This window comes from Streptomyces sp. NPDC058646, from assembly GCF_042716875.1.
Classification (GTDB): Bacteria; Actinomycetota; Actinomycetes; order Streptomycetales; family Streptomycetaceae; genus Streptomyces.
The window spans coordinates 232,674-258,483 of sequence record NZ_JBHXRK010000004.1 but is presented as its reverse complement, the minus strand read 5'-3'; the positions used below and the strand labels follow the sequence as shown (position 1 = coordinate 258,483).

At 72.0% G+C, this 25,810-nt stretch carries 25 protein-coding genes; 14 read left to right on the top strand and 11 right to left on the bottom strand.

Going from position 1 to position 25,810, the window contains the following annotated elements:
• Nucleotides 1-118: 118 nt before the first annotated feature.
• Entirely contained in the window at nucleotides 119-1,162 is a 1,044-nt protein-coding gene (locus tag ACFWUZ_RS07775) for a mechanosensitive ion channel family protein (RefSeq protein ID WP_384368893.1), read from the bottom strand.
• 71 nt (nucleotides 1,163-1,233) lie between these two features.
• On the opposite strand from ACFWUZ_RS07775, the gene ACFWUZ_RS07770 reads away from it, so the two are divergent.
• The gene (locus ACFWUZ_RS07770; protein WP_384368721.1) at nucleotides 1,234-1,803 is read left to right on the top strand and encodes a dienelactone hydrolase family protein; all 570 of its coding nucleotides are present in this window, start codon (nucleotides 1,234-1,236) and stop codon (nucleotides 1,801-1,803) included.
• A gap of 101 nt (nucleotides 1,804-1,904) precedes the next feature.
• Here ACFWUZ_RS07770 and ACFWUZ_RS07765 read toward each other — a convergent pair whose 3' ends face one another.
• The 5 genes from ACFWUZ_RS07765 to ACFWUZ_RS07745 all read right to left on the bottom strand — a co-directional run bounded on the left by ACFWUZ_RS07765 (nucleotide 1,905) and on the right by ACFWUZ_RS07745 (nucleotide 7,831).
• Nucleotides 1,905-2,900, bottom strand: coding sequence for a zinc metalloprotease (locus ACFWUZ_RS07765; protein WP_384368719.1), 996 nt, complete (start codon nucleotides 2,898-2,900; stop codon nucleotides 1,905-1,907).
• Nucleotides 2,901-3,089: 189 nt separating this feature from the next.
• Nucleotides 3,090-4,748, bottom strand: coding sequence for an alkaline phosphatase D family protein (locus tag ACFWUZ_RS07760; protein WP_384368717.1), 1,659 nt, complete (start codon nucleotides 4,746-4,748; stop codon nucleotides 3,090-3,092).
• Nucleotides 4,749-4,876: 128 nt separating this feature from the next.
• Complete coding sequence (locus tag ACFWUZ_RS07755; RefSeq protein ID WP_384368714.1) at nucleotides 4,877-5,671, bottom strand: DsbA family protein; 795 nt, start codon at nucleotides 5,669-5,671, stop codon at nucleotides 4,877-4,879.
• Between the two features lie 65 nt (nucleotides 5,672-5,736).
• Complete coding sequence (locus ACFWUZ_RS07750) at nucleotides 5,737-6,426, bottom strand: hypothetical protein (RefSeq protein WP_384368711.1); 690 nt, start codon at nucleotides 6,424-6,426, stop codon at nucleotides 5,737-5,739.
• A gap of 70 nt (nucleotides 6,427-6,496) precedes the next feature.
• The gene (locus ACFWUZ_RS07745; RefSeq protein WP_384368890.1) at nucleotides 6,497-7,831 is read right to left on the bottom strand and encodes a DUF2252 domain-containing protein; all 1,335 of its coding nucleotides are present in this window, start codon (nucleotides 7,829-7,831) and stop codon (nucleotides 6,497-6,499) included.
• Between the two features lie 190 nt (nucleotides 7,832-8,021).
• Here ACFWUZ_RS07745 and dnaE point away from each other — a divergent pair, with 190 nt between their 5' ends.
• Nucleotides 8,022-11,564, top strand: a complete 3,543-nt coding sequence (dnaE, locus tag ACFWUZ_RS07740) for a DNA polymerase III subunit alpha (RefSeq protein WP_384368708.1) — start codon at nucleotides 8,022-8,024, stop codon at nucleotides 11,562-11,564.
• A 115-nt stretch (nucleotides 11,565-11,679) separates the two neighbouring features.
• Here dnaE and ACFWUZ_RS07735 read toward each other — a convergent pair whose 3' ends face one another.
• On the bottom strand, nucleotides 11,680-11,847 hold the full coding sequence (locus ACFWUZ_RS07735) for a hypothetical protein (RefSeq protein WP_384368705.1): 168 nt from the start codon (nucleotides 11,845-11,847) through the stop codon (nucleotides 11,680-11,682).
• Nucleotides 11,848-12,066: 219 nt separating this feature from the next.
• Here ACFWUZ_RS07735 and ACFWUZ_RS07730 point away from each other — a divergent pair, with 219 nt between their 5' ends.
• The 4 genes from ACFWUZ_RS07730 (at nucleotide 12,067) to ACFWUZ_RS07715 (ending at nucleotide 16,003) form a co-directional block, all read left to right on the top strand.
• Nucleotides 12,067-13,377 (top strand): NYN domain-containing protein, encoded by a 1,311-nt coding sequence (locus ACFWUZ_RS07730; RefSeq protein WP_384368702.1) that lies wholly within the window; start codon nucleotides 12,067-12,069, stop codon nucleotides 13,375-13,377.
• Nucleotides 13,378-13,438: 61 nt separating this feature from the next.
• Complete coding sequence (locus ACFWUZ_RS07725; RefSeq protein ID WP_384368887.1) at nucleotides 13,439-14,455, top strand: ABC transporter ATP-binding protein; 1,017 nt, start codon at nucleotides 13,439-13,441, stop codon at nucleotides 14,453-14,455.
• A 35-nt stretch (nucleotides 14,456-14,490) separates the two neighbouring features.
• Nucleotides 14,491-15,315: an ABC transporter permease gene (locus tag ACFWUZ_RS07720; protein ID WP_384368884.1), complete on the top strand. Its 825-nt coding sequence runs from the start codon at nucleotides 14,491-14,493 to the stop codon at nucleotides 15,313-15,315.
• A 34-nt stretch (nucleotides 15,316-15,349) separates the two neighbouring features.
• On the top strand, nucleotides 15,350-16,003 hold the full coding sequence (locus tag ACFWUZ_RS07715) for a hypothetical protein (RefSeq protein ID WP_384368699.1): 654 nt from the start codon (nucleotides 15,350-15,352) through the stop codon (nucleotides 16,001-16,003).
• A gap of 192 nt (nucleotides 16,004-16,195) precedes the next feature.
• On the opposite strand, the gene ybaK is transcribed toward ACFWUZ_RS07715, so the two are convergent.
• The 3 genes from ybaK to ACFWUZ_RS07700 are packed head-to-tail and all read right to left on the bottom strand — an operon-like array spanning nucleotide 16,196 to nucleotide 19,071.
• Complete coding sequence (gene ybaK, locus ACFWUZ_RS07710; protein WP_384368881.1) at nucleotides 16,196-16,690, bottom strand: Cys-tRNA(Pro) deacylase; 495 nt, start codon at nucleotides 16,688-16,690, stop codon at nucleotides 16,196-16,198.
• A 13-nt stretch (nucleotides 16,691-16,703) separates the two neighbouring features.
• Nucleotides 16,704-17,441, bottom strand: a complete 738-nt coding sequence (locus tag ACFWUZ_RS07705) for an LON peptidase substrate-binding domain-containing protein (RefSeq protein ID WP_384368696.1) — start codon at nucleotides 17,439-17,441, stop codon at nucleotides 16,704-16,706.
• A 34-nt stretch (nucleotides 17,442-17,475) separates the two neighbouring features.
• Nucleotides 17,476-19,071 carry an oxidoreductase gene (locus ACFWUZ_RS07700; protein WP_384368693.1) on the bottom strand — a complete coding sequence of 532 codons (1,596 nt, stop codon included), beginning with the start codon at nucleotides 19,069-19,071 and terminating at the stop codon, nucleotides 17,476-17,478.
• A 125-nt stretch (nucleotides 19,072-19,196) separates the two neighbouring features.
• Here ACFWUZ_RS07700 and hisD point away from each other — a divergent pair, with 125 nt between their 5' ends.
• From hisD to hisF, 8 genes are read left to right on the top strand one after another with little or no spacing between them, the layout of a single operon-like run.
• Nucleotides 19,197-20,519 (top strand): histidinol dehydrogenase, encoded by a 1,323-nt coding sequence (hisD, locus tag ACFWUZ_RS07695; RefSeq protein WP_384368690.1) that lies wholly within the window; start codon nucleotides 19,197-19,199, stop codon nucleotides 20,517-20,519.
• The gene (locus tag ACFWUZ_RS07690) at nucleotides 20,516-21,631 is read left to right on the top strand and encodes a histidinol-phosphate transaminase (protein ID WP_384368687.1); all 1,116 of its coding nucleotides are present in this window, start codon (nucleotides 20,516-20,518) and stop codon (nucleotides 21,629-21,631) included. Before hisD ends, ACFWUZ_RS07690 begins: the two co-directional genes overlap by 4 nt.
• Nucleotides 21,628-22,221 (top strand): imidazoleglycerol-phosphate dehydratase HisB, encoded by a 594-nt coding sequence (hisB, locus tag ACFWUZ_RS07685; protein WP_384368684.1) that lies wholly within the window; start codon nucleotides 21,628-21,630, stop codon nucleotides 22,219-22,221. Before ACFWUZ_RS07690 ends, hisB begins: the two co-directional genes overlap by 4 nt.
• Before the next feature lie 2 nt (nucleotides 22,222-22,223).
• Complete coding sequence (locus ACFWUZ_RS07680; RefSeq protein ID WP_362048253.1) at nucleotides 22,224-22,391, top strand: hypothetical protein; 168 nt, start codon at nucleotides 22,224-22,226, stop codon at nucleotides 22,389-22,391.
• On the top strand, nucleotides 22,388-23,038 hold the full coding sequence (gene hisH, locus ACFWUZ_RS07675) for an imidazole glycerol phosphate synthase subunit HisH (RefSeq protein WP_384368680.1): 651 nt from the start codon (nucleotides 22,388-22,390) through the stop codon (nucleotides 23,036-23,038). The genes ACFWUZ_RS07680 and hisH overlap by 4 nt, the downstream gene beginning before the upstream one ends.
• Nucleotides 23,038-23,766, top strand: coding sequence for a bifunctional 1-(5-phosphoribosyl)-5-((5-phosphoribosylamino)methylideneamino)imidazole-4-carboxamide isomerase/phosphoribosylanthranilate isomerase PriA (gene priA, locus ACFWUZ_RS07670; RefSeq protein WP_384368677.1), 729 nt, complete (start codon nucleotides 23,038-23,040; stop codon nucleotides 23,764-23,766). Before hisH ends, priA begins: the two co-directional genes overlap by 1 nt.
• The gene (locus ACFWUZ_RS07665) at nucleotides 23,763-24,167 is read left to right on the top strand and encodes a RidA family protein (RefSeq protein WP_384368674.1); all 405 of its coding nucleotides are present in this window, start codon (nucleotides 23,763-23,765) and stop codon (nucleotides 24,165-24,167) included. The genes priA and ACFWUZ_RS07665 overlap by 4 nt, the downstream gene beginning before the upstream one ends.
• Complete coding sequence (gene hisF / locus ACFWUZ_RS07660; RefSeq protein WP_384368671.1) at nucleotides 24,164-24,919, top strand: imidazole glycerol phosphate synthase subunit HisF; 756 nt, start codon at nucleotides 24,164-24,166, stop codon at nucleotides 24,917-24,919. Before ACFWUZ_RS07665 ends, hisF begins: the two co-directional genes overlap by 4 nt.
• Before the next feature lie 195 nt (nucleotides 24,920-25,114).
• Here the strand turns inward: hisF and ACFWUZ_RS07655 are convergent, their stop codons facing one another.
• Entirely contained in the window at nucleotides 25,115-25,747 is a 633-nt protein-coding gene (locus ACFWUZ_RS07655) for a TIGR03085 family metal-binding protein (RefSeq protein ID WP_384368668.1), read from the bottom strand.
• Between the last annotated feature and the right edge of the window lie 63 nt (nucleotides 25,748-25,810).

Genomic DNA, 25,810 nt, shown 5'->3' with positions numbered 1-25,810 from the left:
CGGCGGGGCGGCGGCTGGGGGAGACGGGGCTTCGCCGCCGGCCCCGGCGCCTCGAACGCCGGCGGGGCTTGTTGTGCGGAAGCGGGGCTGGGTGTGGGGGTGCGGGGCGGAGTCGGGGTCAGGGGGTGGGTGGGGGGACGGCGGGGGTGGTGGCGATGTGGGGGAGGGCGTAGGGATGGTGGGTGAGGAGCCAGGTGATCATTCGTTCGCGGACCGCGCAGCGGACCGTCCAGACGTCGTCCGCGTTCACCGCGGTGACCACCGCGCGGACCTGGACCGTGTGCGGGGTGGTGTCCGTCACGGCCAGTCCGCCGCCCCGGCCGTCCCACTCCGGGATCTCCTTCAGGATCCGCTGGAGCTGCTCGCGCATCAGGTCGAGCGGCGCGCTGTGGTCCAGGTGCCAGAAGACCGTGCCGGTCATCTGGGCCCCGCCGCGCGACCAGTTCTCGTACGGCTTGCTCGTGAAGTACGAGACCGGCATCGTGATGCGGCGTTCGTCCCAGGTGCGGACGGTCAGGAAGGTCAGGGTGATCTCCTCGACGGTGCCCCACTCCTTGTCGACCACCACCGTGTCGCCGATGCGGACGGTGTCGCCGAAGGCGATCTGCAGGCCGGCGAAGAGGTTGCTCAGCGAGGACTGGGCGGCGATCCCCACCACGATGCCGAGGACACCGGCCGAGGCGAGCATGGAGGCGCCGAGGGTGCGCATCGGCGGGAAGGTCAGCAGCATCGCGGCCAGCGCCACGACCACCACCACCGCGGTGACCACCCGCTGGATCAGCGTGACCTGGGTGCGGACCCGCCGGACCCGGGCCGCGTCCGGGGTGGCGGCGGCGTACCGGGCGTAGCTGGAGTCGACGACGGCCGTCGCGAACCGCACCAGCAGCCACGCCGCCCCGGCGATGAGGACCAGGGTCAGGGCCCGGCCCACGCCCACCGAGTGGTCGGGCAGGACCCGCGCCTGGCGGTAGGAGCCTCTCAGCAGCGTCGTGCACAGGACCAGCTGGAACGGGACGCGGCAGCGGCGCAGCAGGCCCCAGAAAGGGGTCTCGGTGTGCCGGGCGTCGGCGCGGCGCAGCAGCAGGTCCAGCAGCCACCCCGCGAACAGGGTGATCACCAGCGAACCGCCGACGACCGCGACGGGGCGCAGTACGTTCTCCATCTCCATGGGGAGGAAGGTAACCGGAAGCCGCCTCCTCACACCTTTCCTCGGCGGCTGGCACGATGAGGGGCATGAACATCATGCTCTTCCACTCGACGTACGGGCTGCGGCCCGCGGTGCACGCGGCGGCCGACCGCCTCCGCGCGGCCGGGCACCAGGTCCAGGTGCCGGACCTCTTCGAGGGGCGCACCTTCGAGACCGTCGAGGAGGGAATGGCCCACCAGGACGGGATCGGCCGCGACGAGCTGCTCCGGCGCGCGGTGCTGGCCTCCGCCCCGCACTCCGACCAGGGCCTGGTCTACGCGGGCTTCTCCTTGGGCGGCTCCGTCGCCCAGCACCTGGCGCTGGCCGACGACAAGGCGCGCGGGCTGCTCCTCCTGCACGGGACGGCGGACCTGGAGGACGACGCCTCGGTCGACGGGCTGCCCGTGCAGCTGCACGTCGCCGACCCCGACCCCTTCGAGCCGCACGACTGGCTGACCGCCTGGTACCTGCGGATGCAGCGGGCCGGGGCCGACGTCGAGGTCCACAACTACCCGGGGGCCGGTCACCTGTTCACCGACCCGGGGCTGGAGGACTACGACGCCGAGGCCGCCGAACAGGTCTGGAAGGTCGCGATCGGCTTCCTCGACACCCTCTGACCGCCCCGGAGGACGACGGAACCGGCTCCCGCGGTCCGGTTGGCCGCGGGAGCCGGTCTCTGGTCGTCCGTGAGGTGTCCCGGGGGGAGGCCCGGGGTGGTTCAGCCGGCCCGGTAGGCGGTCCAGCTGCTCTGCATCCGGCTCACCTGGCCGGCCGTGAACTGGTACATGCAGGAGTCGTACGTGTAGTCCATGAAGTTGCGGATCGGGTCCGCACCGGGCTTGCTCGCGCAGCTGTCACGCCCGGTCGGGCACTCGTACGCGGCGCTCTTCTCGGCCGGGGTGTCGGAGACGTAGTCGCCGTTCCCGTTGCAGCCGCCCTGGAAGGTGTGGTACAGCCCCAGCCAGTGGCCGACCTCGTGGGTCGCGGTGTCGCCCTCGTTGTAGTTGGCCGAGGAGCCGCCCGGCAGCGAGGAGTCGAGCACGACCACGCCGTCCATCGTGGGGCTGGAGGCGTAGGAGCTCGGGAAGGTCGCCCAGCCGAGCAGGCCGCCGGAGAGCTTGGCGGTGTAGAAGTTGAGCGCGCCGGGTCCGCCCTTGCGCAGGGTGTTCTTCATGTCCTTCTCGGCCTGGGAGCCGGAGGCCAGGTTGTACCAGGAGGCGTTGTCCGTGTAGTCGGTGGACGCCAGGGTGAACTGGAAGTTCGTGTTGGCGTTGCCGGTGCCCTGGCCGCCGTAGGCCGCGTTCAGGACCGAGAGCTGCTTGCCGATGTCCGTGGCGGACAGCTTGCCGGCGGTGCCCGAGTGCACGACGTGGAAGTACACGGGGATGTTCACCACGGCGGCGGTGGCGCCGAGGCCGCGCTGCGGCTGGTTCTTGAGGGCCTTGTCCAGCTTCGCCTTGAGGTCGGCGTCCATGGCCTTGGCCTGGGCTTCGGTGACCTCGTTCGGCTCCGCCGCGTGGTGGTCCTCGGGGCGTACGACGCGGGCGTCGGCGGGAGCGGCGGCCGACTCCTCGGCACAGACCTCGGCGGGGGTCTTGGCGGCGGCGAGGGTGGTGGGGGCGGAGAGCGGGGTGAAGGCCAGGGTCCCGGCCAGGACCGCGGTGCCCAGCAGGCGGCGGCGGAGAAGGGGGGATATGCGGGCGACAGCGCGCACGTGTGCTCCTCGAGGTGGGGGTCTCGGTGGGGGGTTTCCGGCCTGAAGATCTTTCCGGTTGGCGCGAAGCTTATGGGTTGATGACACGTACAGGTCAAGCCTCCTGCGTAAAAGATTTGTTGCTTCTGATGACAGAGGGGCCCCTGGTCTGCACCAGGGGCCCCTCTGTACCGCAAATTTGACGGTCTGTCAGTGAACCGGTCGGTCGGCCCGCTCCACCTTGTGCGTCCCGTTCAGGGTCCGGTACGAGCGCGCCCACGCGGCCGAGGCGTCCTGCCTCCGCTTGTCGGACACCACGTAGTAGTCCATCTGTGAACGCTCGGCCGTCACGTCGAGCACGCCGTAGCCGTGCGCGTCCATGTCCAGCCACTTCACGTGCCAGTTGGCGCTCTTGACGGCGGACTCGGCGACCAGCGAGGCGGTGTCCGCCGGGACGTGCAGCATGTCGTCGAGGTTGTCGGAGGTCACCGAGGTGACCACGAACTCGGTCGCCGCGGTGCCCGAACCCGGGTAGGTCGCCATGTTCACCGGGACCTCGTTGGCCCAGGCCATGTGGATGTCGCCGGTCAGGAACACCGTGTTCCTGACGTTGCGGTCCTTCAAGTGGCCCAGGAGTTCCTTCCGGTCGTCCGTGTAGCCGTCCCACTGGTCCACGTTGGCCGCGATGCCGCCCTGCGGCAGGCCCAGCAGCTTGGCCAGCGGCTGGAGCAGGTGCGCGGGCAGCGATCCGAGGGCCACCGGCGAGATCATCACCGAGGTGCCGACCAGCTTCCAGGTCGCGTCGGACTCCGCGAGGCCCGCCTTGAGCCAGTCCAGCTGGGCGCGCCCGGTGAGGGTGCGCTCCGGGTCGTCGACCGAGCCGCTGCCGACCTTGACCTGCTGGGACCGGAAGGAGCGCAGGTCCAGCAGGTGCAGGTCGGCGAGGGTGCCGAAGCGCAGCCGCCGGTAGACGGTGCCGGCGATGGAGGCGCGGACGGGCATCCACTCGAAGTACGCCTGCTTGGCGGCGGCCGCGCGGGCCGCCCACTCGCCCTCGGCGCCCGGCGTGTGGTTGCCCGCGCCGTCCGACCAGGCGTCGTCGGCGAACTCGTGGTCGTCCCAGATGGCGACGACCGGGTGCGCGGCGTGCAGCGCCTGCAGGTCGCCGTCCGTCTTGTACTTCCCGTGCCGGGTCCGGTAGTCGGCGAGCGAGACGATCTCGTGCTTCGGCTCGTGCGCGCGCACGACGTACTTGGCCTCCGGGTACCCGCCCGACTGGTACTCGTAGATGTAGTCGCCCAGGTGCAGGATCGCGTCCAGGTCCGTACGGGCGGCCAGGTGGCGGTAGGCGGAGAAGTAGCCGGACTCCCAGTTGGCGCAGGAGACCACGCCGAACCGGACCCCGGCCGTGGTCACGTCGCGGCCCGCGGTGGTGCGGGTGCGCCCGGCCGGGGAGACGGTGGCGCCGGCGGTGAACCGGTACCAGTACGAGGTCTGCGGCCGCAGTCCGCGCACGTCCACCTTGACCGTGTGGTCGGTGGCGGCGCTCGCGGTGACCGCGCCCCGGGCGACGATCTGGGAGAAGGCCTTGTCCCCGGCCACCTCCCAGGTCACCTGGGTGGCGGGGCCGGCGCCCGAGCCGGGTACGGCCTCGGGGGTCGGGGTGACGCGGGTCCACAGCAGGACCCCGTCGGGCAGCGGGTCGCCGGAGGCGACGCCGTGCAGGAAGGCGGGGGCGGCGTCCGCCGCGTGGGCGGCGGTGGAGCCCAGAGCGAGCGGGGCCAGCGCGGCGGTGGCCGCGGCGGCGAGGACGACCGTACGGCGGCGGGGAGTTGCCGTGGTCGTAACAGAGGGGAGATGACTGGTCACGGATGATCATATTACTGATGGGTACGCGTTCTCGGACATCCCCGGGAACGCAAAAAGCGGGCGAACTCCGGGAGTCCGCCCGCCTGTTGGTCTCCGGTGTCCGGAAACCGGTGATCCGATTGGCTGGATCAGCCCTTCAGGGCCTTGTCGATCGCCTCGGTGAAGGCCTGCGCCGAGTCCGGGGTGTTGATCTTCTTGCCGTCCATCTTGAGCGTCGGGGTGCCCGTCACGCCCGACTTGTCGAAGGACTTCGACATCTCGATCGCCCACCGGTCGTACGTACCGCCCTCGACGGCCTTCTTGAACTCGGCGTTCCCCTTCAGCGCCGGGACGGTGTCCGCGACCTTCAGCAGGTAGGCGTCCTTGGCGAAGCTGTCGACCGTCTCCTCGGGGTGCAGCTCCTTCGAGTACAGGGCCGCCTTGAACTCGAGGAAGGCCTCCGGGCCGACGTTCAGCGCCGCGCCCAGCGCGCTCAGGGCGTTCCTCGACCCCTCGCCCTTGACGGCGTTGTCGATGAAGGTCGCGCCGACGTACTGGAGCTTGTACTTGCCGGCGTCGACGTCCTTCTTGATCTGCTCGCCGCTCGCCTGCTCGAAGGAGGCGCACGCCGGGCAGCGCGAGTCCTCGTAGAGCTCCAGGGTCTTGGGAGCCTCGGGCTTGCCGATGACGACCGTGGTGCCGTCCTCGCCCGTGGTGTTCGCCGGCTTGACCAGCTCGGCCTTGGCGGCCTTGTCCCAGTAGCCGGGCTCGTTGGCCTGCATGACCAGGTAGCCGACGCCGCCGGCCAGGGCCAGGACCGCGGCGACCGCGCCCGCCACGATCACCTGGCGGCGCGCCTTGTCCTTCTTCGCCTGCTTCTCGCGCTCGGCGCGCAGCCGCTCGCGGGCCGCCGCCTTGTTCGCCTGGTTGTTGCGTGCACTCATCGTGATCTCCGTGGGTGTGGCATGTCAGTGACATGCGGAAGGGGGTGGGGACTGCCCTGCGTACGTCAGGCGCCGTCGAGCGCGCCGAGCACGGGAGGTCCCCGCCGCCCCACGGAATGGGCCGGGAACCGGGTACGGGCCACCGAGCCCGCGCGGAAGGGCCGCAGCACCCGCCGGGCCGGGCCCGCGGCCGTCGACGCCCTGGCCGCCGCCAGCAGCAGCGGCCGGAACGCGCAGGCGGCCGCCGCCCGCAGCAACTGGCCCAGGGCCCGCTCGCCGTACGCGAGCCAGGCGGCGGCCAGCAGCCCCACCGAGACGTGCGCGCCGAGCAGCAGCCAGGGCGCCCAAGGGCCGGGCGAGGCCAGCAGGGCCGCCGGGTCGGCGGCCGGGCCGCCCACCTCGGCCAGCGGCCCGCCCACGGGCGCGCCCCCGCACAGCTCGTCCAGGCCGAGCGCGCGCAGCGGCCCGGAGACCGGGCCGCCCGCCGGGCCGTAGCAGACGTGCTGTCCGGCGGTGAAGACGGTGTCGGCGGCCAGCTCCAGCGGCACGAGCAGTGCGGCGATGGGGCCGAAGCCGCGCCGGCGGCCCGCCAGCGCGTAGGCGGTGACGAACACGGTGGCGAAGGCCCCCACCGCCAGCGGGGCCGGCAGCGGTACCCGCGACATCAGGACGTGCGAGCCCGCCGAGAGCAGCACGACGAGCGCGCTGAACAGCGCCGCCCGCAGCCCCCGCAGTCCTGCCCCTGATATGTCCATCGCCGCGAGTGTGCCATGCGACCCTGTGAAAACGGGACCTGGGGTTCCTGCCGGGTCCCGTTTCCGCCGGTCAGGACGTGAGGCGGCCGTTGCGGAAGAGGTCCACGAAGATCTGGTGGTCGGCGCGCGCCCGGGCCCCGTACGCGTGGGCGAAGTCCACCAGCAGCTCCGCGAAGCCCTCCTCGTCGGCGGCGATGGCCGCGTCGATCGCCCGCTCGGTGGAGAAGGGCACCAGCGTCTGCCCGCTCTCGGCCGCGTCGGCCGCCCCGTGCATGGTCGCCGTCGCCCGGCCCAGGTCGGCGACCACCGCGGCGATCTCCTCCGGGTCGTCCAGGTCGGACCAGTCCAGGTCCACCGCGTACGGGGAGACCTCCGCCACCAGCTGTCCCGCGCCGTCCAGCTCCGTCCAGCCCAGCCACGGGTCGGCATGGGCCTGCAGGGCCCGCTGGGAGATCACCGTGCGGTGCCCCTCGTGCCGGAAGTAGTCCCGTACCCCCCGGTCCGTGATGTGCCGGGACACCGCCGGGGTCTGGGCCTGCTTGAGGTAGATCACGACGTCGTTCTCCAAGGCGTCGCTGTGCCCCTCCAGCAGGATGTTGTAGGAGGGCAGCCCCGCAGAGCCGATGCCGACGCCCCGGCGGCCCACCACGTCCTTGACCCGGTAGGAGTCCGGGCGGACCAGCGACTCGTCGGGGAGGGTCTCCAGGTACCCGTCGAAGGCGGCCAGCACCTTGTAGCGGGTGGCGGCGTCCAGCTCGACCGTGCCCCCGCCCGGGGTGAAGCGGCGCTCCCACTCCCGGATCTCCGTCATCGAGTCCAGCAGGGAGAAGCGGGTACGGGAGCGGGCCGCGCGCAGGGCCGCCAGCAGCGGGCCCTCGGCGGTGTCGAGGGTGAAGGAGGGCACCTCGTCCTTGTAGGGGGCCGCGCCCCGGACGGCCAGCCGGTGGATCCGCTCCCGGTAGGCGCCCGCGTAGATCCGCACCAGCTCGCCGATCTGACCGTCGCTGAGCGCCTTGGTGTAGCCGATCAGCGCGACGGAGGCCGCGAAGCGCTTGAGGTCCCAGGTGAAGGGGCCGACGTAGGCCTCGTCGAAGTCGTTCACGTTGAAGATCAGCCGGCCGTTGGAGTCCATGTACGTGCCGAAGTTCTCGGCGTGCAGATCGCCGTGGATCCACACCCGGCCCGTCCGCTCGTCCAGGTACGGGCCGCCGTGCCGGTCGTGCTCCAGGTCCGCGTAGAACAGGCAGGCCGTGCCCCGGTAGAACGCGAAGGCGGAGGCGGCCATCTTCCGGAACTTGACCTGGAAGGCGGCGGGGTCGGCGGCGAGCAGCTCACCGAACGCGGTGTCGAACACGTCGAGTATCTGCTCGGCGCGCTGCTCGTCGGTCGTCTCGGGAACCGCCATGGCCGGTGCCTCCTGGTGGTGCGGGGTGGATCGCTTGCCGATCACGTTCGGATCCGGAGGGGCTCGGACGGGCGTCCGTCCCCTCTGGCTCTGCAACGGATGAAGGTACCCGTCGGTGCCCCGGATGTGTCACTCGGGAGACGTAGGATTCAGAGCTGCCGCCCCTCTCTCCCCCCGGAGGACTCCCACCGTGACCAAGCCGCCGTTCACGCACCTGCACGTCCACACCCAGTACTCGCTGCTGGACGGTGCCGCGCGGCTGAAGGACATGTTCAACGCGTGCAACGAGATGGGCATGACGCACATCGCCATGTCCGACCACGGCAATCTCCACGGGGCCTACGACTTCTTCCACACCGCCCAGAAGGCCGGGATCACGCCGATCATCGGCATCGAGGCGTACGTCGCCCCCGAGTCCCGGCGCAACAAGCGGCGCATCCAGTGGGGCCAGCCCCACCAGAAGCGCGACGACGTCTCCGGTTCCGGTGGTTACACGCACAAGACGATCTGGGCCTCGAACGCCACCGGCCTGCACAACCTCTTCCGGCTGTCCTCCGACGCCTACGCCGAGGGCTGGCTCACGAAGTGGCCCCGCATGGACAAGGAGACCATCTCCAAGTGGTCCGAGGGGCTCATCGCCTCCACCGGCTGCCCCTCCGGAGAGCTGCAGACCAGGCTCCGCCTCGGCCAGTTCGACGAGGCCCTGAAATCGGCCTCCGAGTACCAGGACATCTTCGGCAAGGACCGCTACTTCCTCGAGCTGATGGACCACGGCATCGAGATCGAGCGCCGGGTCCGCGACGGGCTGCTGGAGATCGGCAAGAAGCTCGGCATCCCGCCGCTGGTGACCAACGACTCGCACTACACCTACGCGAGCGAGGCCGGCGCCCACGACGCCCTGCTGTGCATCCAGACCGGCAAGAACCTCTCGGACCCGGACCGCTTCCGCTTCGACGGCACCGGCTACTACCTGAAGTCCACGGACGAGATGTACGCCATCGACTCCTCGGACGCCTGGCAGGAGGGCTGCGCCAACACGAAGCTGGTCGCGGACCAGGTCGACACCGAGGGCATGTTCACGTTCCGGAACCTGATGCCGAAGTTCGACATCCCGGAGGGCCACACCGAGGTCAGCTGGTTCCGCGAGGAGACCATGCGCGGCATGCACCGCCGCTACCCCGGAGGCATCCCGGACGACCGGATGAAGCAGGCCGAGTACGAGATGGACACGATCATCTCGATGGGCTTCCCGGGCTACTTCCTCGTGGTCGCCGACTTCATCATGTGGGCCAAGAACCAGGGCATCGCGGTGGGCCCCGGCCGAGGCTCCGCGGCCGGCTCGATCGTCGCCTACGCCATGGGCATCACCGACCTCGACCCGCTCACCCACGGCCTGATCTTCGAGCGCTTCCTGAACCCCGAGCGCGTCTCCATGCCCGATGTCGACATCGACTTCGACGAGCGCAGGCGCGTCGAGGTGATCCGGTACGTGACCGAGAAGTACGGCGCCGACAAGGTCGCCATGATCGGCACGTACGGCACCATCAAGGCCAAGAACGCGATCAAGGACTCCGCGCGCGTCCTGGGCTACCCGTACGCCATGGGCGACCGGCTCACCAAGGCCATGCCCGCCGACGTCCTGGGCAAGGGCATCCCGCTCTCCGGCATCCTCGACCCGACGCACCCCCGCTACGGCGAGGCCGGCGAGATCCGCGGGATGTACGAGAACGAACCGGACGTGAAGAAGGTCATCGACACCGCCCGCGGCGTGGAGGGCCTGGTCCGCCAGATGGGCGTGCACGCGGCCGGCGTGATCATGTCCAGCGAGACGATCACCGACCACGTGCCCGTCTGGGTGCGGCACACCGACGGCGTCACCATCACCCAGTGGGACTACCCGAGCTGCGAGTCGCTCGGCCTGCTGAAGATGGACTTCCTGGGCCTGCGCAACCTCACGATCATGGACGACGCCGTCAAGATGGTGAAGGCCAACAAGGGGATCGACATCGACCTCCTGGCCCTCCCGCTCGACGACCCCAAGACCTTCGAACTGCTCGGCCGCGGTGACACCCTCGGCGTCTTCCAGTTCGACGGCGGCCCCATGCGCTCCCTGCTGCGCCTGATGAAGCCCGACAACTTCGAGGACATCTCCGCCGTCTCGGCCCTGTACCGGCCGGGTCCGATGGGCATGAACTCGCACACGAACTACGCCCTGCGCAAGAACAAGCAGCAGGAGATCACCCCGATCCACCCGGAGCTGGAAGGGCCCCTCGAAGAGGTGCTCGCGGTCACCTACGGCCTGATCGTCTACCAGGAGCAGGTGCAGAAGGCCGCCCAGATCATCGCCGGGTACTCGCTCGGCGAGGCCGACATCCTGCGCCGCGTGATGGGCAAGAAGAAGCCCGAGGAACTGGCGAAGAACTTCGTCATCTTCGAGGAGGGCGCCAAGAAGAAGGGCTTCAGCGACCAGGCGATCAAGGCCCTCTGGGACGTCCTGGTCCCCTTCGCCGGCTACGCCTTCAACAAGGCCCACTCGGCCGCGTACGGCCTGGTCTCCTACTGGACCGCCTACCTCAAGGCGAACTTCCCGGCCGAGTACATGGCGGGGCTCCTCACCTCGGTCAAGGACGACAAGGACAAGTCCGCGATCTACCTGAACGAGTGCCGGCGCATGGGCATCAAGGTCCTGCCGCCGAACGTGAACGAGTCGGAGCCGAACTTCGCCGCCCAGGGCGACGACGTGATCCTCTTCGGCCTCACCGCCGTCCGCAACGTCGGCAGCAACGTCGTCGAGTCGATCATCAAGACCAGGAAGGCCAAGGGGAAGTTCTCCAGCTTCCCCGACTTCCTGGACAAGGTCGAGGCCGTCGTCTGCAACAAGCGGACCGTCGAGTCCCTGATCAAGGCCGGCGCCTTCGACGAGATGGGCCACACCCGCAAGGGCCTGGTCGCCCACCACGAGCCCATGATCGACAACGTGGTGGCCGTCAAGCGCAAGGAGGCCGAGGGACAGTTCGACCTCTTCGGCGCAATGGGCGACGAGGGCGCGAGCGACGAGCCCGGCTTCGGACTCGACGTGGAGTTCTCCGACGTGGAGTGGGAGAAGTCCTACCTGCTCGCCCAGGAGCGCGAGATGCTCGGCCTCTACGTCTCCGACCACCCGCTCTTCGGCCTGGAGCACGTGCTCTCCGACAAGACGGACGCCGGGATCTCCCAGCTCACCGGCGGGGAGCACTCCGACGGCGCGGTCGTCACCATCGGCGGCATCATCTCGGGTCTCCAGCGCAAGATGACCAAGCAGGGCAACGCCTGGGCCATCGCCACCGTCGAGGACCTGGCCGGCTCCATCGAGTGCATGTTCTTCCCCGCGACCTACCAGCTCGTCTCCACCCAGCTGGTCGAGGACACCGTCGTCTTCGTCAAGGGCCGCCTCGACAAGCGGGAGGACGTACCCCGCCTCGTCGCCATGGAGATGATGGTCCCCGACCTGTCCTCGGCCGGCACCAACGCCCCCGTGGTCCTCACCATCCCCACGGTCAAGGTCACCCCGCCGATGGTGACCCGCCTGGGGGAGATCCTGCGCCACCACAAGGGCAACACCGAGGTGCGCATCAAGCTCCAGGGCCCGCGGACCACCACCGTGCTGCGCCTCGACAAGCACCGCGTCCAGCCTGACCCGGCCCTCTTCGGCGACCTGAAGGTGCTGCTCGGCCCGTCCTGCCTCGCCGGATAGCGCCGGGCCCGCCCGCGCCCCGCGCCCGCGGCGCGGGGCGCGGCCGTACGGAAGGGCCTGCCCGGCAGCCGGGCAGGCCCTTCCGTCGTCGACGGGCCGAGCGGACGCGCAGACGTCAGTTGTGGCCGAACTTCTTCTGCTTGCTCTTGTGCGCCATGTCCAGCGGACTCGGCGACGGCGACACGGATTCCGAGGCGGATTCCTGCGCACGCCTCGACGGATCCTGCGAGGCCGAGCCGGACTGCTGCTTGGACGGCTGCTTCTGGTTCTTGTTCTTGGCCATGGTGGAGCCTCCGTTGCGTCTAGGGTCCAGGACCGCCTTCACACTCACACAGCGCCCCAAAGCGCGCATTTTGGATCATTACTGCGCGTGGCCGGTGCGCATTCCCGCACCTCCTGAGAGATACGCCACGCCGATGATCCAGTTCCGGCCGTCAACACCCTTGCGGTCGGGCAGACTCGGGGCACTCCCCGAAAGCACAGAGGACCCCCAGGGAAGAGGGTGGAACGCGTGGACCGCTGCGTCGTCCTGGTGGACGCCGGCTATCTGCTGGGCGCCGCCGCGAGCCTTCTCGCAGGGGAGCCCTCGCGCTCCCGCATCACCGTCGACCACACCGCCCTCATCCAGGGCCTGCGCGAGCGGGCCGAGGCCGACACCGAGCAGCCGCTGCTGCGCATCTACTGGTTCGACGGCGCACCCGACCGGGTGCCGCAGCCCGAGCACCGGCGGCTGCGCGTCATGCCCCGCGTCACCGTCCGCCTCGGCGCCCTGACCCGCAGCGACGGCCGCTGGGCCCAGAAGGGCGTCGACGCCGCCATGCACGCCGAGCTGACCGAGCTGGCCCGCAACCGCGCCTGCTCCGACGTGGTCCTCGTCACGGGCGACGGCGACCTGCTGCCCGGCCTGATGTCCGCCAAGGAACACGGCGTCGCCGTCCACCTGTGGGCCGTCCAGGCTGCCGACGGCGACTACAACCAGTCCGAGGACCTCGTCGCCGAAGCCGACGAACGCCGCGTCCTCGACCGCGCCTGGATCACCCGGGCCGTCCGCGCCAAGGACCTCACCGGACTCTGCGCCCCGCCGCCCGCCCCCCGCCCCGACATCGCCGCCATCCTCTCCGCCCCGCTGCCCGAGGCGGCCCTCGCCGAAGCCGCCCGCAACGGAGGCACCGCGGGCGACGCCGGGGGCGGCGGCCCCTCGCTGCCCGCCCCCACCGGCTCCGCGGCCAAGGCCGCCGTACCCACGCCCAAGGACCTCGCCGGATCCCTGCGGGCGCCCGGCCAGCAGGCCGCCCCCGCCGGCGCGCAGCACGCCGCACCGGCCCCGGCCGGCAGCGCCCTGCGCTGGTCCTCCGACAAGGGCTGGATCGACCGGGCCGGCCCCCTCGGCGAACCCGCCGAAACCGCCTCGCTGCCCACCCTCGCCCAGCTCACCAGCGCCGAGCAGCGCTGGGCCGACCGGGAGGAGGACATCACCACCGTCGGCGGGGACCCCTTCGAGGTGGGACAGGTGTTCGCCCGGCGCTGGATGGAACGGCTCCCCGAGACCGTGCACCTGCAGAAACTGGCCACCATGTACCCGCGGATCCCGCACCGGATCGACGGCGAGCTGCTGCGCTACGCCGCCCGCTTCGGGCTGCTCGCGCACAAGGACGACCAGATCGACGAGCACGACCGGTATGCCATCCGGGCCGGGTTCTGGCGCGAGATCGACGTCCGGGCGGCCGCCGAACACGTGGCCGCCGTCCCCACCGCCGTCCCCACCGCCGCCCCCGCCACGCCCGCAGCCCCGGCCACCCCGGCGGCCGAGTAGGGCCGGGAACCCCGTAGGCTGCTCCCTCGTGAGTACGGGCACAGCACACGCGGGACACCCCATGGCGGCGGCCTCGGCAGCAGCCGCGGGAGCGGCCTCCGACGTCGTCTGCGCGGTGCGTGACCTGGTCAAGACCTACCCCGCGGTACGGGGCCGCCGCGGCGCCCCCGCCCTGCCCGGGACTCGGGCCAACGACGGGGTCTCCCTCGACGTCCGGCGCGGCGAGATCTTCGGCCTGCTCGGCCCCAACGGCGCCGGCAAGTCGACCCTGGTCCGCCAGCTGACCGGCCTGATGCGCCCCGACTCCGGCAGCGTGACCCTCCTCGGCCACGACCTCGTCGGCCACCCCGAGCGGGCGGCCCGGCTGCTCGCCTACCTGGGGCAGGAGTCCACCGCCCTCGACGAGCTCACCGTGTCCCTCGCCGCCGAGACCACCGGACGGCTGCGCGGACTGGGCGCCCGGGACGCCCGGGCCGCACGGGACGCCGTACTGGACGAACTCGGGCTGACCCCCCTCGCGGGACGCACCCTGAAGAAGCTCTCCGGCGGACAGCGGCGCCTCGCCTGCTTCGCCGCCGCACTGGTGGGGGAGCGGCCCGTCCTGGTCCTGGACGAGCCCACCACCGGCATGGACCCCGTGGCCCGGCGGGCGGTGTGGGCGGCCGTGGACCGGCGGCGCGCGCAGCACGGGGCCACGGTCCTGCTCGTCACCCACAACGTCATCGAGGCCGAGACCGTCCTCGACCGGGTCGCCGTCATCGACCAGGGCAAGGTCATCGCCTGCGACACCCCGGCCGGGCTGAAGGCCCAGGTGTCCGGCGAGGTCCGGCTGGAACTGGTGTGGCGCGAGGCCGCCCCGCTGGACGTGCCCGAGGTCGCGCGGCTGCGCCAGGACGCCGTCGAGTCCGGACGCCGCTGGGTGCTGCGGCTGGCGCCGGACGAGGCCAGGGCCGCGGTGGCCGCGGTCACCGGCGGCCCCGCCTTCGCCGCCCTCGACGACTTCACCCTGGCCACCCCGAGCCTGGAGGACGTGTACCTCGCCCTCGGCGGCAGGACGAAAGGGCTGGTGAAGTCGTGAGCGACCGCTCCCCGGGCGCCGTCGCACAGGACGCCGTGCCCGGCCTCGCGCAGGACGCCGTACCCGGCGGCGCGCAGGACGACGCCCCGCGCCACCCCGCCGCCCCGGCGCCGCTCGCGGCCCGCGCACGCTTCTTCCCGGCGCTGGCCGCCGTGTACCGGGCACAGCTCTCCCGGGCCCGGGTGGCCCGGATCCCGCTTCTGTTCGTGGCCACCTTCCAGTCCGTCGGAATCATGATCCTCATGCGGGGCGTGGTGGACGGCGGCTCGGAGGCCCGGGCCGTCGTGGCCGGCTCCTCGGTGCTCGTCGTCGCCTTCGTCGCCCTGAACCTGCTCGCGCAGTACTTCGGGCAGCTGCGGGCCGGCGGCGGGCTCGACCACTACGCCACCCTGCCGGTGCCGCCCGCCTCGGTCGTGCTGGGCGCGGCCGCCGCGTACGCCTCCTTCACCCTGCCGGGCACGCTCGTCACCGCCGTCTTCGGCTGCGTGCTGTTCGGGCTGCCCCTGAGCGGGCTGTGGATCCTCGCCGCGGTCGTGCCGCTGGCCGGAGCCGCGCTGGCCGGGCTCGGGGCGGCGCTGGGGCTGCTCGCACCCCGCCAGGAACTGGCCACGCTCGCCGGGCAGCTCGGCATGTCCGCGGCGCTCCTGCTGGGGGTGCTGCCGCCGGAGCGGATGCCGGACGTCATCGTGTGGGCGCGGGACCTGCTGCCGTCGACGTACGGGGTGGAGGCCTTCGCGCGGACCTTCGCCCCCCACCCGGACTGGGCCGCCGTCGTGCTCGACCTCGGCGTGTGCGCCGCCGTCGGGGTCCTCTCGCTGGCCGCCGCGACGTGGGCGTACCGCCGGGCGGCGGTCCGCTGACGCCGCTGCCGGGCGTACCTGGCACGATGTGGGGGTGACCGAAGCCGTGACCCCGCCGTCCCCGTTCGACCCGCCGCCGCTCCCACCCGGGAAGCCGGCCGACACGACGGGGCGCATCACCCCGCTGGACGTCCGCGACGGCGCCGCCGTCGCGCTGGCGGTCGGGGCGGCCGGTGTCCTCCTCGCCCTGCTGTGGGCCTGGCTGGCGCCCCGGACGCAGTACGTGTCCAACGGCGAGGCCGTCTTCCTGCGCAACACGGAGAGCGAGGCGCGGATCGGCGCCGACGGGACGTTCTTCCTGCTCTCGGCCGGTTTGGGCGTGCTGAGTGCCGGGGCCGTCTTCCTGTGGCGCCGCAAGGGCGGCGTACCGCTGGTGATCGGGCTGGGAATCGGATCGCTCTTCGCCGCGCTCGTCGGCTGGCGCGGCGGAGTGTGGCTGGGGCCGTCCGCGGACCTGGCGGCGGCCGCCGCCGGGGCGGGCAAGGGGGTTCCCTTCGACGCGCCGCTGCAACTGCTCGCGCAGGGGGTGCTGCTGACCTGGCCGATGGCCGCCGTCCTGGTCCATCTCGGCCTCACGGCCCTGTGGGCGCCGAGGGATCCGGCGCCCTTGCCGGAGTGGGCCGGTGTCTATCCGCCGCCGCACGTCCATGCCGATCCTGCTGCCGCGCCGGAGCCTCCGCGCGGCTGACGCTCCGGGTGCGGCGCCGGGTGGTACGGCCTGCGCGGCGCCGTCTCCCGGTGCTCCGCCCCGTGACCCCGCGCCTCAAACGCCGGCGGGGCTGGATGTGCGGCGCCGGGTGGTACGGCCCCTGCGGCGCCGTCTCGCGGGGCTCCGCACAGGCCCCCCGCCGCAAACGCCGGCGGGGCTGGATGTGCCGGGTTACGGGCGGGCGATGGGGGCCAGGGTGGCGTTCGTCAGGGTGGTGAGGTCGGCGGGGGAGAGTTCGATCTCCAGGCCGCGGCGGCCCGCCGAGCAGCAGATCGTGGCGTGGGCCGCGGCGGAGGCGTCGAGCACCGTGCGGAGCCGCTTGCGCTGGCCCAGCGGGGAGATGCCGCCGAGGACGTAGCCCGTGGTGCGCTCCGCCAGCGCCGGCTCGGCCATCGCCGCCCGCTTGCCGCCCACCGCCGCCGCCAGGGCCTTCAGGTCCAGCGAGCCCGACACCGGGACCACCGCCACCGTCAGGACCCCGTCCACGTCCGTCACCAGGGTCTTGAACACCTGCGTCGGGGAGACGCCCATCGCCTCGGCCGCCTCCTCGCCGTACGAGGGATGCGCCGGGTCGTGCTCGTACGCATGGGTCGTGAAGGGGACCCCCGCCGCCGTCAGGGCGACGATCGCCGGGGTCCCCGACGCCTGCTTCGACTTCTTCGCCATCGTCATCCGGTCGTCAGTTCGGGCTGGTCGGAGCGCGGGTCAGGTCCACCGCCGGCAGCGACGGCAGGTGGCGGATCACCGCCGTCTCCGTCCGCAGCAGTTTCAGTTCCTCCGCCAGCCGGGTCGCGGTGTCCGGGGCCTGGAGCAGCCGCTGCTTGGCGGGGATGTCCAGCACGGCCGCCGCCGCCACCAGGTACGAGACCACCGACGGCTCGTCGGGCAGGTCCGCACCGGTCAACGACCGCTCGCGGGCCCCCGCCAGACGCTTCTGATAGGCGCGGAAGGCCCGCAGGACCCCCTCGGCCAGTGCCCCGGCGCCGTCGCCCGCGTCCTCCGGCAGCTCCTCCAGCTCCGCGGTCAGGAAGGGCCCCGAGGAGTCCACCGACAGCAGCCGCACCCGGGACGTACCGGTGGCCAGCACCTCGAAGCTGCCGTCCTCCCGCTCCCGGATCGTCGCCGCGTCCGCGACGCAGCCCACCCGGTGGAAGGCCTGGATGGGGTCCGCGCCGAAGCCCGCCGCGGGCCCCCGCTCGGGGACCGCCGTCTGGTCCGGCAGGCCCGGCGCCGTCGGAGCGACCTCCCGGCCGTCCCGGATCGCCACGACCGCGAAGCGGCGCGGCTCGTCGTCGCCCGTCTTCAGCAACTCGCGCATCATGGCGCGATAACGCTCCTCGAACACGTTCAGCGGGAGGACGAGTCCCGGGAACAGCACCGAGTTGAGCGGGAAGAGGGGCAGGCGAACGGTGGTCACGAGGCACAGGGTAATGGCCACGGACCCGGAGCCGTCACCCCCGCCTCAGCAGCCGGGAAGCGCCCGCCGCCACCGTCGTGGCCAGGATCCACCCCAGCAGGACGAGGGCGGCCGCGCCCCACTGCCACCCGCCCTCCACCCGCCACTGGCCCTGCTGCCCGAGATCGATCACCGGAAGCAGGAGATCCAGGGCGTACAGGGCGGCGTTCCACTGCGGATGCTCGTTCTGCTTGATCGCCGGCGGGTCGAGCTGCGAGAACAACAGCGTCCCCGCGGCCCACAGGAGCGCCATCCACAGCGCGGCCCGGCCCGGCCGGTACCCGTAGACCACCGTCCAGTCCTGCACGTACCCCCAGGCCCTGGCCGCCATCGGCAGGGTGGCCCGGCGGCGCCGCTGCTTGGCCAGCAGCACCTCGCGGGCGTCCGCGTCCTCGCCGCTCGCCCGCAGCACGGCGGCGAGACGCTCGTACGGCTCCGGCGAGTACTCGGGGGTGGACGCCTCCACCCAGGCCAGCCGGCGGCCGAGGGGGAAATGGCCGCGGGGCGCCAGGTTCTCGTACACGAACCCCTCGATCGACACCCCGCCCGGGCCCGGCCAGCTCGTGGAGGTGTCGACGAGCTTGACCACCTTCGCCCCCGACACCACCACCCGCCCCTGCTCGGGCCGCTCGCCCACGAAACGGAACTCGGGGGTCTGGATCCGGCGCAGGGAGATCTCCTGCTCGGCGGTGAGCACGAACCGCGCCCCGTAGAAGTCGATGGCGTCGCCGAAGCGGCCGTCGTCCAGCCGCAGCCCGCCCCGGCACTCGAACGGGTGCGCCGGCCGGCCGCGCGGCGGGGTCGCCCCCACCCCGTACGGGGGAGTCGAGGAGTTCGTGCCGGGCACGTAGTCCAGGGCGATCGAGGTCAGGTGGAGGGTCCGCTCGACCGTCAGCTGCGGGGCGTTCAGCGCGTACCGGCCGTACGGGTTGCGCAGGCAGGCCCCGCGCAGGTTCATCGACACCCCGACCTTCGCCCCGCGCAGGCTCACCTCCCCGTACGTCTCCAGCAGCTCGCCCTGGAAGTCCTGCGCCACCGACATCCCGTCCGCGGCGATCGCCCGGCCCTTGCCGTCCCGCTGCACCACCGCCTGGCTGATCAGCAGGTCGGTCCCGATCTGCGCGTCGGTCAGCCGCACCCCGCGGGCCACCCGGCAGCGCGGCATGTGCAGATCCCCCTCGGTGTGCAGGCGCGCCGCTTCCAGCCGGGGGATCGCGCAGTTCATCAGCCGCAGCGTGCCGAAGCGTGCCTCGGACAGCTGGACCTCGCTGTCGAAACGGCAGGACTGCAGCTCCACGTACGGGGCCACCGTGCCCCCGGACAGGTCCAGCCGTCCCGTGATCCGGGTACCGCGCAGCTTGAGCGAGGCCACCCGGCCCGGCACCGGAGACGGTCCGTGGAGCAGCAGCAGCGCCACCACCTGGGCGCGGACGCTGCGCTCCGGGCCCCAGACCCGGTCGCCGTGGGGGTCGTCGCGGTCGGCGGAGCGGGCGCTCAGATCGCAGACGCCACCGGTGCGGAAGGCGCTCCACATGCGGCGCTCGGGATCCGTGAGGTCCGCCGGTTCCTCACCGGCGCGTGCCTCGGTCATGGCGGCCCCCCTCCGCTGTCACCTGCGTGTAGGGGAACGCTAACCGGCCCCTGTGACGTCCGGGGCGTGTATCAGCCAGTGATACGGGAGAACGGTGGCGCTGCACGGTCTGAGAGAATTGGGGGGTGATCTCTCGTATCGACCTGCGCGGTGACGCCCTCCCCGAGGGCGGCGCCCTGCGCGATCTGCTGCCCCGTGCCGAGTTCGACGTAGAAGCTGCCCTGGAGAAGGTGCGGCCCATCTGCGAGGACGTCCATCATCGTGGCACGGCGGCGCTGATCGAGTACGCGCAGAAGTTCGACGGTGTCGAGCTCTCGCAGGTCCGGGTACCCGAGGAGGCCATCACGGCCGCCCTGGAACAGCTGGACCCGGCCGTCCGCGCCGCCCTGGAGGAGTCGATCCGGCGCGCCCGGATCGTGCACCGCAACCAGCGCCGCACCGAGCACACCACCCAGGTGGTCCCCGGCGGCACCGTGACCGAGAAGTGGGTTCCCGTGGAGCGCGTGGGGCTGTACGCCCCGGGCGGCCGCTCGGTGTACCCCTCCTCCGTCGTCATGAACGTCGTACCGGCACAGGAGGCGGGCGTCGAGTCGATCGCGCTGGCCTCCCCGCCGCAGAAGGAGTTCGGCGGCCTGCCGCACCCCACGATCCTCGCCGCGTGCGCGCTGCTCGGCGTGGACGAGGTGTACGCGGCCGGCGGCGCCGTGGCCGTCGCGATGTTCGCGTACGGCACGCAGGACTGCCTGCCGGTGAACATGGTGACCGGCCCCGGCAACATCTGGGTCGCCGCCGCCAAGCGCTACTTCACCGGGAAGATCGGCATCGACACCGAGGCCGGCCCGACCGAGATCGCCGTCCTCGCCGACTCCACCGCCGACCCGGTGCACGTCGCCGCCGACCTGATCAGCCAGGCCGAGCACGACCCGCTGGCCGCCGCCGTCCTCGTCACGGACTCGGCGGAGCTCGCGGACGCCGTCGAGAAGGAACTCGAGCCGCAGGTCGCGGCCACCAAGCACGTCGAGGACCGCATCAAGCCCGCCCTCGCGGGCAAGCAGTCCGCGATCGTGCTGGTCGACAGCCTGGAGGACGGCCTCAAGGTCGTCGATGCGTACGGCGCCGAGCACCTGGAGATCCAGACCGCCGACGCGGCCGCCTGGGCCGCCCGCGTCCGCAACGCCGGCGCGATCTTCGTCGGCCCCTGGGCCCCCGTCTCGCTCGGCGACTACTGCGCCGGGTCGAACCACGTGCTGCCCACCGGCGGCTGCGCCTGCCACTCCTCCGGCCTGTCCGTGCAGTCCTTCCTGCGCGGCATCCACATCGTCGACTACACGCGCGACGCCCTCGCCGAGGTCACCCACCACGTGGTGACGCTGGCCGAGGCCGAGGACCTGCCCGCGCACGGCGCCGCCCTCAAGGCGCGCTTCGGATGGAAGGTGCCCCAGCAGTGAGCACGCCCATCGGAATCGACGACCTCCCCATCCGGGACGAGCTGCGGGGCAAGAGCCCGTACGGCGCCCCGCAGCTGGACGTACCCGTCCAGCTGAACACCAACGAGAACCCGTACGAGCTGCCCGAGGAGCTGGTCCGGCGGATCGCCGAGCGCGTCGCGGACGCCGCCCGCACCCTCAACCGCTACCCGGACCGGGACGCGGTCGAGCTGCGCACCCAGCTGGCCGCCTACCTCACCCGTACGGGCAAGCACCCGGTCGCGCGGGAGAACGTGTGGGCCGCCAACGGCTCCAACGAGGTCATCCAGCAGCTGCTGCAGACCTTCGGCGGTCCCGGCCGCACCGCGATCGGCTTCGAGCCGTCCTACTCCATGCACGCGCTGATCTCGCGCGGCACCGGCACCGGCTGGATCTCCGGCCCCCGCCGGGACGACTTCACCATCGACGTGGCCGCGGCGGAGCACGCCATCGCCGAGCACGCCCCCGACGTCGTCTTCATCACCTCCCCCAACAACCCCACGGGCACCGCGGTCGAGGCGGAGACGGTCCTCGCCCTCTACGAGGCCGCGCAGGCGGCCAAACCGTCCCTGGTGGTCGTGGACGAGGCGTACGTGGAGTTCAGCCACCGCGACTCGCTGCTGCCCCTGATCGAGGGCCGCCCGAACCTGGTGGTCTCCCGGACCATGTCCAAGGCCTTCGGCGCCGCCGGCCTGCGCCTGGGCTACCTGGCCGCGCACCCCGCCGTCGTGGACGCAGTCCAGCTGGTGCGCCTGCCGTACCACCTGTCGGCCGTCACCCAGGCGACCGCGCTGGCCGCCCTGGAGCACACCGACACCCTGCTCGGCTACGTCGAGCAGCTCAAGGCCGAGCGCGACCGCCTGGTCGACGAACTGCGGGCCATCGGCTACGAGGTCACCGAGTCCGACGCGAACTTCATCCAGTTCGGGAAGTTCGACGACTCCCACACCGCCTGGCAGAAGATCCTCGACCAGGGGGTCCTGGTCCGGGACAACGGCGTACCGGGCCGGCTGCGGGTCACCGCCGGCACTCCGGCCGAGAACGACGCGTTCCTGGAAGCGGTTCGCGCACTGAAGAAGGAGCAGCACGCATGAGCCGCATCGGACGGGTCGAGCGCACCACGAAGGAGACCTCGGTCCTCGTCGAGATAGACCTCGACGGCACCGGCAAGGTCGACGTCTCGACGGGCGTGGGCTTCTACGACCACATGCTCGACCAGCTCGGCCGCCACGGCCTCTTCGACCTCACGGTCAAGACCGACGGCGACCTGCACATCGACACCCACCACACCATCGAGGACACCGCCCTCGCGCTCGGCGCCGCCTTCAGGCAGGCCCTCGGCGACAAGGTGGGCATCTACCGCTTCGGCAACTGCACCGTGCCGCTCGACGAGTCCCTCGCCCAGGTGACCGTCGACCTGTCCGGCCGCCCGTACCTCGTGCACACCGAGCCCGAGAACATGGCGCCGATGATCGGCACCTACGACACGACGATGACCCGGCACATCTTCGAGTCCTTCGTCGCGCAGGCCCAGATCGCCCTGCACATCCACGTGCCGTACGGCCGCAACGCCCACCACATCGTGGAGTGCCAGTTCAAGGCCCTCGCCAGGGCCCTGCGCTACGCCGCCGAGTTCGACCCGCGCGCGGCCGGCATCCTTCCCTCCACGAAGGGCGCCCTCTAACCGTGACCGGGCTCAACACCATCCTGATCGTCCTCGGCCTCTTCCTGGCCGGTGGCGTGTACTCCTTCCAGAAGCAGCAGATGCCCAAGTCGGTCGTCATCCTGCTCGCCATCGGCTCCGCGATGTGCCTCGCCGCCGGAGTCCTGCGGATCCAAGGAATCTGGGAATGAGCGCTGTCCGCCCCACCAAGAAGGTCGTGGTCTTCGACTACGGCTTCGGCAACGTCCGCTCCGCCGAGCGCGCCCTCGCGCGCGTCGGTGCGGACGTCGAGATCACCCGCGACTACGACAAGGCCATGGACGCCGACGGACTCCTCGTCCCCGGCGTCGGCGCCTTCTCCGCCTGCATGCAAGGGCTCAAGGACGCCCGAGGCGACTGGATCATCGGCCGCCGGCTCTCCGGGGGCCGCCCCGTCATGGGCATCTGCGTCGGCATGCAGATCCTCTTCGAACGCGGCATCGAGCACGGCGTCGAGACCGAGGGCCTGGACGAGTGGCCCGGCACGGTCGGCCCGCTCAAGGCCCCGATCGTCCCCCACATGGGCTGGAACACCGTCGAGGCGGCCGAGGACAGCCAGGCCTTCGCCGGCCTGGACGCCGACGCCCGGTTCTACTTCGTGCACTCCTACGCGGCGCGCGAGTGGAGCCTCGAAGTCACCAACCCGCTGATCCGCGCCCCCAGGGTCACCTGGGCCACCCACGGCGAGCGCTTCGTCGCGGCGGTGGAGAACAGGGCCCTGTGGGCCACCCAGTTCCACCCCGAGAAGTCCGGCGACGCCGGCGCCCAGCTCCTCACCAACTGGATCGAGACCCTCTGATGAGCAAGACGCTCGAGCTCCTCCCCGCGGTCGACGTCCGCGACGGACAGGCCGTCCGCCTCGTGCACGGTGTGTCCGGCAGCGAGACCTCCTACGGCTCCCCGCTGGAAGCGGCCCTCGCCTGGCAGCGCGCCGGCGCCGAATGGCTGCACCTGGTCGACCTCGACGCCGCCTTCGGCACCGGGGACAACCGCGCCCTCGTCGCCGAGATCACGGGCGCCATGGACATCAAGGTGGAGCTGTCCGGCGGCATCCGCGACGACGCCACGCTGGCGGCGGCCCTGGCCACCGGCTGCACCCGCGTCAACCTCGGCACCGCCGCCCTGGAGACCCCCGAGTGGGCCGCCAAGGCCATCGCCGAGCACGGCGACAGGATCGCCATCGGCCTCGACGTCCGCGGCACCACCCTCAAGGGCCGCGGCTGGACCAGCGAGGGCGGCGACCTCTACGAGACCCTCGCCCGCCTGGACTCCGAGGGCTGCGCCCGCTACGTCGTCACCGACATCGGCAAGGACGGCACCCTCACCGGCCCCAACCTGGAGCTGCTGAAGAACGTCTGCGCCGCCACCGACCGGCCCGTCGTGGCCTCCGGCGGCATCTCCTCCCTCGACGACCTGCGCGACCTGTCCGCGCTGGTGCCCCTGGGCGTCGAGGGCGCGATCGTCGGCAAGGCCCTGTACGCCAAGGCCTTCACCCTGGAAGAGGCCCTGAAGGTGGTATCCGCATGAGCGCCGACGCAGTGCGCCGCATCTCCTCCGGCGGCCCGTACGAGGACGTCATCGGCTACTCCCGTGCGGTGCAGCTCCCCAACGGCCTCGTCCTCGTCTCCGGCTGCACCGCGGCCGACGGCGGCGGCCCGTACGACCAGGCCGTCCGCGCGTTCGGCGTCGCCTTCAAGGCCCTCGCCCAGGCCGGGCTCGGCCCCGAGCACGTGGTGCGCACGCGCATGTACCTCACCCACGCCCGGGACGTGGAGGAGGTGGGCCGCGCGCACAAGGAACTGTTCGACGCGGTCCGCCCCGCCGCGACGATGATCATCGTCTCCGGCTTCGTCGACCCCAGCATGGTCGTCGAGGTGGAGGTCGAGGCGTACGGGCCCGCGCAGACCCCCGAAGGAGGGGCGGCATGACCCTCGCCGTACGGGTGATCCCCTGCCTGGACGTGGACAACGGCCGGGTGGTCAAGGGCGTCAACTTCCAGAACCTGCGTGATGCGGGCGACCCCGTGGAGATGGCCAAGCTGTACGACGCCGAGGGCGCCGACGAGCTGACCTTCCTCGACATCACGGCCTCCTCCGGCAACCGGGAGACCACGTACGACGTGGTGCGCCGGACCGCCGAGCAGGTGTTCATCCCGCTCACGGTGGGCGGCGGCGTCCGCACCGCGGACGACGTGGACAAACTGCTGCGGGCGGGCGCGGACAAGGTGGGCGTGAACACCGCGGCCATCGCGCGCCCCGAGCTGATCCAGGAGATCGCGGAGCGCTTCGGCCGGCAGGTCCTCGTCCTGTCCGTCGACGCCCGGCGCACCGCGTCGGGCTCCTTCGAGGTCACCACGCACGGCGGCCGCAAGGGCACCGGCATCGACGCCGTCGAGTGGGCCCACCGGGCCGCCGAACTGGGCGCCGGGGAGATCCTGCTGAACTCGATGGACGCCGACGGCACGAAGGACGGCTACGACACCGAGATGATCGCGGCGGTGCGCAAGCACGTCACGGTCCCGGTGATCGCCTCGGGCGGTGCGGGCGCGCTCGCGCACTTCCCGCCGGCCATCGAGGCGGGCGCGGACGCGGTGCTCGCGGCGTCCGTCTTCCACTTCGGCGACCTGCGGATCTCCGAGGTCAAGGACGTCCTGCGCGAGGCCGGCCACCCCGTCCGCTAGCCGGTCCGCCCGCCCCCTCCTCCTGCGGTCCAGCCCAAGGGGGAGGGGCGGGCGCGCGCTCAGCCGGCCCGGGACCTCGCCGCCGCTCACCCTCGGGCTGATCCTGTCACCCTGATCGCCGGCTCGGCGGGCATCGGCGCCCTCGCCCCCGCCCCGACGCCGGCCTTCGCCGCGTGAGGGGTCCGCCGGCCCGGATCAGATGCCCAGCCGGGCCGTCGTCAGTTGCGCGACGGCCTCCTTCTCCCCGTCCAGCGCCACCGCGGCGGAGTCCTGGCGGCCGAAGCAGAACAGCATCAGCTCCCCGGGCTCGCCCGTCACCGTCACCACCGGCGCCCCCTTGTGCGCCACCACGGTCCGCCCGTCCGGCCGGCGCAGCACCAGCCCCACCGGGGAGCGGCGGCCCGTCAGGCGGGCCATCTTCTCCAGGCGGGACCACAGGCTGTCCGAGAACACCGGGTCCAGCTCCCGCGGCGACCAGTCGGGCTGGGCCCGCCGGACGTCCTCCGCGTGGACGTAGAACTCCACGGCATTGGCGGCCTCGTCGATCTGCTTCAGCGCGTACACCGACAGCTTCGGCGGCCCGGTCCGGATCAACTGGACGAGTTCCTCGTACGGCTTGGCCGTGTACTCCTCCATCGCCTTGTCCAGCCGTGCCTTCAGGACGTTCAGCAGCAGGCCGCCCGCCGCGTCCGGGCGCCGCTCCCGGACCACGACGTGCGCGGCCAGTTCCCGGCAGGTCCAGCCGTCGCACAGCGTCGGGGCCTCCGGGCCCGCCGCTTCCAACAGGTCCGCCAGCAGCAGTCGTTCGCGCTTCGCATGGGTAGACATGCGCGAAAGCCTACGGCCGGAACACGCCGCGTGCCTGCTCATCAGGCGGACGGTGATCCGTAT